At 48.6% G+C, this 430-nt stretch carries 1 rRNA gene; it reads left to right on the top strand.

Going from position 1 to position 430, the window contains the following annotated elements:
• A 23S ribosomal RNA gene (locus AAEY68_RS20755) occupies positions 1–430 on the top strand; the annotation flags it as partial.

Below are 430 nucleotides of genomic sequence, written 5' to 3'. Positions count from 1 at the left end.
ACCGAAGCTGCGGATTCAGAATTTATTCTGAGTGGTAGGGGAGCGTTCTGTAAGCCGTTGAAGGTGTACCGGGAGGTGTGCTGGAGGTATCAGAAGTGCGAATGCTGACATGAGTAACGATAATGGGAGTGAAAAACTCCCACGCCGGAAGACCAAGGGTTCCTATCCCATGTTAATCAGGGTAGGGTAAGTCGACCCCTAAGGCGAGGCCGAAAGGCGTAGTCGATGGGAAACAGATTAATATTTCTGTACTCGATATAATTGCGATGGGGGGACGGAGCAGGCTAAGCAAGCATAGCGTTGGTAGTCTATGTGAAAGTGAGTAGGGCGTTTGTTTAGGTAAATCCGGACAAACATTAAACCTGAGACACGAGACGAGTCACTACGGTGATGAAGTTGCTGATGCCATACTTCCAGGAAAAGCCTCTAA

Origin of the sequence: Pseudoalteromonas sp. RB2-MNA-CIBAN-0110, from assembly GCF_040309305.1 — a bacterium.
In the GTDB taxonomy this organism is placed as follows: domain Bacteria; phylum Pseudomonadota; class Gammaproteobacteria; order Enterobacterales; family Alteromonadaceae; genus Pseudoalteromonas; species Pseudoalteromonas arctica.
This window is presented reverse-complemented; position numbering and strand designations above follow the sequence as displayed.